This window comes from Paracoccus marcusii (assembly GCF_006151785.1).
In the GTDB taxonomy this organism is placed as follows: Bacteria; Pseudomonadota; Alphaproteobacteria; order Rhodobacterales; family Rhodobacteraceae; genus Paracoccus; species Paracoccus marcusii.
The window spans coordinates 1-7,527 of sequence record NZ_VDDD01000145.1 but is presented as its reverse complement, the minus strand read 5'-3'; the positions used below and the strand labels follow the sequence as shown (position 1 = coordinate 7,527).

The following is a 7,527-nucleotide window of genomic DNA, read 5'->3' as shown; positions in this document are numbered from 1 at the left end:
GCCTCGGCCGGGGCTTCCGGCGCGGGCTCCTCGACCGGCGCGGGCTCGGGCGCAGGCTCTTCCGCGGGCGCGGGCTCCGCCGGCGGCGGGTTCTGAGCTTGGTTCAAATCGGCACCGTCCTGCGGTCCCTCCTCGCCGGGGGCCGCGGGCGGGGGCGGGACCTGACCTTCGGGCGCGGCCTGCGCCAGGATCAGGTTCTGGGGGGCCGCCTGATCGGGGGCGGGCATCGCGGTCTGGGCCATCGCAAGATGCGGCGCCATCAGCGACAGGCAGGCCGCGATGGCGGTTGTGTTATGGATAATCCGGCGCATGAGACGCTCCTTGTGGAAAATCGAATGACTGTCTTTTGTGCTTTAACAGGCACTTGCGCCAAGGGTTCCCAAACTTGCCGTGACCATCGCGTGATGGGCGGCGGTGCGCCATGCAAAAGGCCGCGCCGAAACGGCGCGGCCCATGGGCGGTTCGATAGAAACGACGTCAGACGCCGTCGCCGACAAAGGCCTTTTCGACGACGAATTCGCGCGGCTCGGAATTCGCGCCCTCGTTCAGGCCGAACCCTTCCAGGACCGCCTTGACGTCGACGTTGAAGGCTAGGCTGCCGCAGATCATCGCGCGATCCTGTGCCGGATCGATGGGCGGCAGGCCCAGATCCGACAGCACCTTGCCCGAGGTCAGGTTGTCGGTGATGCGCCCCATGAAGGGCGAGGGCTCTCGCGTCGTCGTCGGGTAGTATTTCAGCCGCTGGGCGAAATCGTCGCCATAGATCTCGGTCAGCAGCGGGTCGTGGCGCAGGTTGTTCACCAGCTCGGCGCCATAGACCAGCTCCTCACCGGTGCGGCATGTATGCATCATAATGACCTGCTCGAACCGCTCATAGGTCTCGGGGTCGCGCATCAGGCTGGCAAAGGGCGCGAACCCCGTGCCGGTGGCAAGGAACCACAGCCGCTTGCCGGGCAGCAGGGCGTCCAGGACCAGCGTGCCCACGGGCTTGGGGCGCAGGATGATCTCGTCGCCGGGCTTGATGTGCTGCAGCTTGGAGGTCAGCGGCCCGTCGGGGACGATGATGGAATAGAATTCCAGCTCGTCGTCCCAGTTGGGCGAAGCGATGGAATATGCCCGCAGCAGCGGCTTGCCGTTGTCTCCCGGCAGGCCGATCATCACGAATTCACCCGACCGGAAGCGCAGCGAGGCAGGCCGCGTCACCCGGAACGAAAACAGGCTGTCGGTCCATTTCGTGACCGAGGTCACGGTTTGGGCATCGGGAACGGTAATCTTGGCGGCCTCGGTCACGGGCAGATCCAGCGTCATTGTTGCAATCCTTGTCGTCTAATCGAAGGGGCGCGCGGGCGAAAGGGTCAGCCCGCCAGCTGCGCCCGATGGTCCCAGGCCTTCCAGTCGGCACGGGCCCGCCATTGGTCCTCGGGCTGGCGGGCGGCGATGTCGGGGGCGACCTCGACCTCGTCGAAGCCCACGCGGCGCGCCATGGCGTATTGATCGGCGATCAGCCGCCCCGTCGCGCGCAGGCGACCGGTATATCCCAGCTCGCGCAAGCGGCGGGCCAGCGTGAAACCGCGCCCGTCGCTGAAGGACGGAAAGGCGATCCCGATCAGCGGCTGATCGAGATGGTCGGCCAAGGTCGCGGGGGCGGTGTCGGGGGCCAGCACCACGGCGGGCTGGTCGGTCACCGGATGAAACCCGTCGTCACGGGCCAAGACGGGTTCGCTGTTCAACTGCTCGCTCATGCCGAGACCTTTCCGCGGACCATGCGCCCGCCGATGAAATGGATGCCGCATTCGGATTTCTCCTGGCCGCGCCAGCGCCCGGAACGGGGGTCCTCGCCCGGCTTGACCGGAGAGGTGCAGGGCGCGCAGCCGATGGACGGATAGCCCTTGGCGACCAGCGGATGCCGGGGCAGGCGGTTCTCGACCATGTAGTCCTGCACGTCCTCGGGGCGCCAATGCGCCAAAGGATTCACGCGCAGGCGCGACGGGGGTTCGGGCTCGAAGAACTCCAGCGCGGCGCGCTGGCCGTTCTGGAACCGCTTGCGGCCCGTGATCCAGGCGTCATAGCCCGACAGCACGCGCTCCAGCGGCACCGTCTTGCGGAAATCGCAGCAGGCGTCGGGGTTCGACTTGTGCAGCGTTCCGTCCGGGTCATGGGCCGCGATCTCCGCCTCGCTGGCGGTGATGACCTGCACGTTGGTCAGCGAAAGCCGCTCCGCGACTTCTTGCTGATAGGCCAGGGTCTCGGGGAACAGCATCTGCGTGTCGATGAACAGCACCGGCAGGCCCGGTGCGACCCGGCTGACCATGTGCAGCAGCACGACCGATTCAGCGCCGAAAGACGACACCAGCGCCACCTGCCCCAGATCGGGGTCGGTGACCGCGCGGCGCAGCACCTCGATGGCGGCATGGTGGCGATAGCGGTCGTTCAGCCGCCCCGCGCGTGTGTCCAGGTTCCCGTCAAGCATCGGCGGCCACGGGATAGAGCGCGGCCTTGAACGGGGCCTGACCCAGACGGCGATAGGCGTCGATGAAGCGTTCGGACGCGTCCTCACGGACCTCCAGATAGGCGCGCAGCAGCCGGTCGATGGCCGGGACCACCTGTTCGGCGGGGAAACCCGCGCCCGCGCGTTCGCCGATGGCCGGGATGTCATAGGCATCGCCGCCAAGCGTGATCTGATAGTTTTCCACGCCCGCACGATCCAGCCCCAGGATGCCGATATGGCCCAGGTGGTGATGCCCGCAGGCGTTGATGCAGCCCGAGATGCGGATGTTCAGGTTGCCGATCTCCTCCTCCAGCCCGACGGAGCGGAAATGGTCGGCGATCTCTTCGGCGATGGGGATGGAACGGGCGGTGGCCAGCGCACAGTAATCCATGCCGGGGCAGGCGATGATGTCGCTGGTCAGCCCGGCATTGGCGGTGGCAAGGCCCGCGGCGCGCAGCTCGGCGTACAGCGCCGGCAGGTCCGACTTGTGCACATGCGGCAGGGCCACGTTCTGGTCGTGCATCACGCGCAGGTCGTCGTGGCCGAACCGTTCGGCCAGATCGGCCAGCAGGCGCATCTGGTCCGCGCTGGCGTCGCCCGGCGTCTGGCCCGGCGCCTTGAAGGTCACGACGACGCTGGCATAGCCCTCGACCCGGTGCTGATGCAGGTTCGTATCAGACCAGCTGCGGAAGGCCGGGTTCGCCTGCCGCTCGGCCTCATAGCCATCGACGGGCGCGTTGCGGAAGGACGGCGCGCGGAAGCGGTCCTTGAACACGGCCAGCGCGTCGCGGTCGGCGCCGTGGAAATCGCGGCGGCGGGCCAGGAACTCTTCGTCGATCTCGGCGCGCATGACGTCGATACCGCGCTCCAGCACGGTGATCTTGATGCGGGCCTTGTACTTGTTGTCGCGGCGCCCGGCCAAGTTGTAGGTCGCGATGATCGCCTCGACGTAAGGCAGCAGGTCCTCCTCGGGCAGGAAGTCGCGGACGACCTGACCCAGGAGCGGCGTGCGGCCCAGACCGCCGCCGATCCAGACCTCGAAGCCGGTCTTGCCGTTCCGCTCGGTCAGGCGCAGGCCGATGTCATGGGCGGCGATGACGGCACGGTCCTTCTTCCCGCCGGAAATGGCGATCTTGAACTTGCGCGGCAAGAACTGGAATTCGGCGTGATCGGTGGACCAGCTGCGCAGCAGCTCCGCATAGGGGCGCGGATCGGCGGCCTCGTCGAAGGCCGCGCCAGCGAAGGCGTCGGTGGTCACATTGCGGATGGTGTTGCCGCTGGTCTGGATGGCGTGCATGCCGACATTGGCCAGCGCGTCCAGCATGTCCGGGATGTCCACCAGCTTGGGCCAGTTGAACTGGATGTTCTGGCGGGTGGTCCAGTGGCCGTAACCCTTGTCCCACTTCTCGGCCAGCAGGGCCAGGGTGCGCATCTGGTCCGGGCTGATCGTGCCATAGGGAATGGCCACGCGCAGCATGTAGGCATGCAGCTGCAGATAGACGCCGTTCATCAGGCGCAGTGGCTTGAACTCGTCCTCAGTCAGGCTGCCGTCCAGGCGGCGGGCGACCTGGGCGCGGAATTCGGCCGCGCGCTGGCGGACATAATCGGTCTCGACGGGGCGGATATCAAACATGGGCGGTTTCCGTCTTCTGGGCGTCGGCTTGCCGATCGGCCTGGATGCCGTGGAAATAGTTGGACGGTCCGCGCTGGCGGAAGGCCTCGCGGAAATGGACGGGCTCGGGTCCGTCGGGACCGCGCCTGGCCTCGACCAGATAGGGACCGACGACGATCTCGGATTGCGCCACGGCCTGCAGCAGGTCCAGGTCGGCGATGGCCTCGTCGTCATAGACGGTCGCCTGGCGCGGATCGCGGGTCCAGCCGTCGGCGCACATCCACACATTGTGGCCTTCGCGAAGGTCGTTCGCGGTGATGACGCCGGGGCGTGCGGCCGACAGGGGGAAGGATTTGCTCATGACTGGACCTCGCGGTTTTGCTGACCTCTATATAGAATTTCGTTCTGGATTCTGCACAGTGGTCGCGGCAAATAAGGACGATCGACCAAGGAGCGCGCCATGCCGGAACCGATTTCCCCCGATGCGGGCGCAGGCCAAACGCCTGTCCGCCTGGACGAGGTGGACCGCAAGATCCTGTTCCTGCTGCAGCAGGATGCCAGCCTGTCGCTGGACCAGATCGCCGATCGGGTGGGGGCCTCCAAGACCCCGGTCTGGAACCGAATCCGCAAGCTGCGAGAGGCAGGCGTGATCCGCCGTCAGGTCGCCATCCTGGATCCCGAGGCGCTGGGGCTGGAGGCCTGCTTCTTCGTGCTGATCCGCACCAGCGAGCATGACCGCGACTGGGCCGCGCGCTTTCTGCGCGCGCTGCGCGAGCGGCCCGAGGTGGTCGAGGCACACCGTCTGGCGGGCGACATCGACTATATCCTCAAGGTGCAGGTCAGGAACGCCCGCGCTTATGACCGCTTTTACCAATCGCTGATCGGCGAGGTGAAGATCCACAACGTCACGGCCCTGCTGTCGATGGAGGAGATCAAGGCGACCAGCGCCCTGCCCATCCCGGACGGGGAGCGCTGAGATGGGTTGGGTGATCTGGCACAAGCCGACCTGCTCCACCTCGCGCTGGGTTCTGGCCGCGCTGCGCGAGGCGGGGATCGCACCCGAGGTGCGCGACTACATCACCGCGCCGCCGTCCGAGGATGCGTTGCGCGATGCGCTGTCGCGTCTGGGCATCGGGGCGCGGGGGTTGCTTCGGCGCAAAGGAACGCCATTCGCGGAACTGGGCCTGGGCGATCCGGCGCTGTCCGATGACGCGCTGGTCGCGGCGATGGCGGCCCATCCGATCCTGATCGAACGGCCGGTCGTCTTCGCGCCGCATGGCGCGGTGCTGTGCCGGCCCAAGGAGCGGGTCAGTGAGCTGATCGCCCGCAATCACGCAGGTGGTCCGCCGTGATCCGGTGGGGGTGCGGGGTGCGAACCGACAGATGACGCCCAGACTGCGGCGACATCGGCAGATGCCTTACGGATCGATCGGATCGAACGCCCCGACAGAGATGCCCAGCAACAGCCAACGCCGCCCCTCCAGCCCCAGGACCAGATCGAAGCTGACATGACGCGGCTGCAGCGGGACAAAGCCGGTCAGGCGCAGCTCCTGCCCGGTATCGGACAGCGCGCTGTCCAGGATGACCGGGTCGACGACCATCGCCTGCAGCAGGTCCAGCCGTTCCTCGCGCAGCGGCGTGAACAGGCCCGCCAGGCGCGTCGGATCGTTGGCCAATGCGAATTCCGGGGCGGCGATGTCGCGCAGCACCGTGTAGTTGCCCGTCCAGTTGCCGTGGTTCACCGCCGCCAGCACGTCGCGGATCAGGGCGGTGGCATAGCTGGGTTCGACAAGGGGGGCCTCGGCCCGGGGTTCGGGCTGCGGTTCGGCGGGGGCGTCCTGCGCATGGGCGCTGGCGCCGACCAGCGCCAGCGCCATCGCGATGGCCAGGGACAGCGCATGCGCCGTCCCCGTCCGTGTTGCGGCGTGGCCTACCACGCGTAGGTCACGCCGATGCGGCCGCCGACCTGGTTCTGGTCAAAGCCATAGGTGATGCCCGCGTCGAACTGGGTGTTCGCGTCGAAGCGGTAGCCCATCGACGCGGCCAGTGCCTGCGAGCCTTCGAAGCTGCCGATGCTGGTCGACACGGCATAGGTCTTGTCCTCGGGGACATAGGGGGTGTTCAGCGCCATCGCCATGGCAATGCCTTCCTTGTTGTCCTCGACCTGCTGGCCCAGAGAGCGCACGCGGCCGTTCAGCGACGACATGCTCTCGCCGATCGACCGGTCGACCGCCAGGTTGCCCTGCGCGTCCGAGGTCACGACGCCGATGGGGGTGCCCTGCGCCGCCGTGCTGGCATCCGACGCGATGCCCGCCGCGCGATAGGTGTTGGCGCCGTTGCCCAGCACGAACTCGTTCGCGCGGGTCGCGGTCGCGCCATCACCGATGGCGACCGAGTTGTCGGCCGCAGCGACCGCCTGGTTGCCAAGCGCGATCGACCCCGATCCCATGGCCATCGCGGCCTCGCCGATGGCGGTCGAGCGCACGCCGCTGGCCGCTGCCAGGTGGCCGAAGGCATGGGCGCGTTCGGCGGTGGCCTGCGCCTGCCAACCGAAGGCGGTGGCGGCGGTGCCGTTCGCGACCGATTCACCGCCGACCGCGGTGGTCGAGGTGCCGGTCGCGACCGAGGTGTCGCCGATGGCCAGCGCGTCGGTGCCGTTGGCGATGGATTCGTTGCCGATGGCGGTCGAGAAATCCGACTGGGCGTCGGCATTCTCGCCCACGGCCAGCGAGCGGACACCCTGCGCGGTGGCCAGGTGGCCGATGGCCTGGGCGCGTTCCGCGGTCGCCATGGACTGCCAGCCGATGGCGCTGGCACCCGGCCCGGTCGCGACCGATTCGCCACCGATGGCGGTGGTCGAGTTGCCGTTCGCCGCGGCCGTGTCGCCCACGGCCAGCGCATCGATGCCGTTGGCGATGGATTCGTTGCCGATGGCGGTGGACAGGTCGGTCTGGGCGTCGGCATTCTCGCCGATGGCCATCGACCGGACGCCCTGTGCGGTGGCCAGGTGGCCGAAGGCCTGGGCGCGTTCGGCGGTGGCTTGGGCCTGCCAGCCGATGGCGCTGGCGCCGGGGCCGGTCGCGACCGATTCGCCGCCGACCGCAGTGGTCGAGTTGCCGTTCGCCGCCGCGGTGTCGCCCACGGCCAGCGCGTCGACGCCGTTGGCGGTGGATTCGTTGCCGATGGCGGTGGAAAGGTCGGTCTGCGCGTCGGCGTTCTTGCCCACGGCTAGGGACCGGACGCCTTGGGCGGTGGCCAGGTGGCCGATGGCCTGCGCGCGTTCCGCGGTGGCCTGCGCCTGCCAGCCGATGGCGCTGGCGCCCGGCCCGGTCGCAACCGATTCGCCGCCGACCGCGGTGGTCGAGGGGCCGGTGGCGGTCGCCTCTCCGCCGATGGCCACGCCGTCCACGGCGGTCGCATCGGTCGA

General features: G+C 68.3%; 9 protein-coding genes and 1 pseudogene. 2 read left to right on the top strand and 8 right to left on the bottom strand.

Translation table 11 applies throughout. The features are described from left to right. The 6 genes and pseudogenes from FHD68_RS16350 to FHD68_RS16325 all read right to left on the bottom strand — a co-directional run. Positions 1-311: pseudogene (locus FHD68_RS16350) on the bottom strand (hypothetical protein); the annotation flags it as partial. Positions 312-477: 166 nt separating this feature from the next. After that, positions 478-1,308 carry a ferredoxin--NADP reductase gene (locus FHD68_RS16345; protein WP_127899132.1) on the bottom strand — a complete coding sequence of 277 codons (831 nt, stop codon included), beginning with the start codon at positions 1,306-1,308 and terminating at the stop codon, positions 478-480. 47 nt (positions 1,309-1,355) lie between these two features. Next, entirely contained in the window at positions 1,356-1,742 is a 387-nt protein-coding gene (locus tag FHD68_RS16340) for a DUF934 domain-containing protein (RefSeq protein ID WP_127899131.1), read from the bottom strand. Continuing rightward, positions 1,739-2,470, bottom strand: coding sequence for a phosphoadenylyl-sulfate reductase (locus tag FHD68_RS16335; protein ID WP_127899130.1), 732 nt, complete (start codon positions 2,468-2,470; stop codon positions 1,739-1,741). Before FHD68_RS16335 ends, FHD68_RS16340 begins: the two co-directional genes overlap by 4 nt. Further along, positions 2,463-4,121 carry a nitrite/sulfite reductase gene (locus tag FHD68_RS16330; RefSeq protein ID WP_127899129.1) on the bottom strand — a complete coding sequence of 553 codons (1,659 nt, stop codon included), beginning with the start codon at positions 4,119-4,121 and terminating at the stop codon, positions 2,463-2,465. The genes FHD68_RS16335 and FHD68_RS16330 overlap by 8 nt, the downstream gene beginning before the upstream one ends. Next, positions 4,114-4,461: a DUF2849 domain-containing protein gene (locus FHD68_RS16325; protein ID WP_045981428.1), complete on the bottom strand. Its 348-nt coding sequence runs from the start codon at positions 4,459-4,461 to the stop codon at positions 4,114-4,116. Before FHD68_RS16325 ends, FHD68_RS16330 begins: the two co-directional genes overlap by 8 nt. A gap of 99 nt (positions 4,462-4,560) precedes the next feature. Here FHD68_RS16325 and FHD68_RS16320 point away from each other — a divergent pair, with 99 nt between their 5' ends. Continuing rightward, on the top strand, positions 4,561-5,076 hold the full coding sequence (locus FHD68_RS16320) for an Lrp/AsnC family transcriptional regulator (RefSeq protein WP_127899128.1): 516 nt from the start codon (positions 4,561-4,563) through the stop codon (positions 5,074-5,076). A 1-nt stretch (position 5,077) separates the two neighbouring features. Beyond that, positions 5,078-5,452: an arsenate reductase (glutaredoxin) gene (arsC, locus tag FHD68_RS16315; RefSeq protein ID WP_127899127.1), complete on the top strand. Its 375-nt coding sequence runs from the start codon at positions 5,078-5,080 to the stop codon at positions 5,450-5,452. A 66-nt stretch (positions 5,453-5,518) separates the two neighbouring features. On the opposite strand, the gene FHD68_RS16310 is transcribed toward arsC, so the two are convergent. Then, positions 5,519-6,037: a hypothetical protein gene (locus tag FHD68_RS16310; RefSeq protein WP_127899126.1), complete on the bottom strand. Its 519-nt coding sequence runs from the start codon at positions 6,035-6,037 to the stop codon at positions 5,519-5,521. After that, positions 6,031-7,527 (bottom strand): YadA-like family protein (locus FHD68_RS16305; RefSeq protein WP_139086235.1); only part of this gene is annotated, 1,497 nt, incomplete at its 5' end. The genes FHD68_RS16305 and FHD68_RS16310, both read right to left, overlap by 7 nt.

Coding starts and splice junctions, on each gene's coding strand:
- FHD68_RS16345 (WP_127899132.1), bottom strand. CDS start 1,308: ATGACGCTGGATCTGCCCGTGACCGAGGCCGCCAAGATTACCGTTCCC.
- FHD68_RS16340 (WP_127899131.1), bottom strand. CDS start 1,742: ATGAGCGAGCAGTTGAACAGCGAACCCGTCTTGGCCCGTGACGACGGG.
- FHD68_RS16335 (WP_127899130.1), bottom strand. CDS start 2,470: ATGCTTGACGGGAACCTGGACACACGCGCGGGGCGGCTGAACGACCGC.
- FHD68_RS16330 (WP_127899129.1), bottom strand. CDS start 4,121: ATGTTTGATATCCGCCCCGTCGAGACCGATTATGTCCGCCAGCGCGCG.
- FHD68_RS16325 (WP_045981428.1), bottom strand. CDS start 4,461: ATGAGCAAATCCTTCCCCCTGTCGGCCGCACGCCCCGGCGTCATCACC.
- FHD68_RS16320 (WP_127899128.1), top strand. CDS start 4,561: ATGCCGGAACCGATTTCCCCCGATGCGGGCGCAGGCCAAACGCCTGTC.
- arsC (WP_127899127.1), top strand. CDS start 5,078: ATGGGTTGGGTGATCTGGCACAAGCCGACCTGCTCCACCTCGCGCTGG.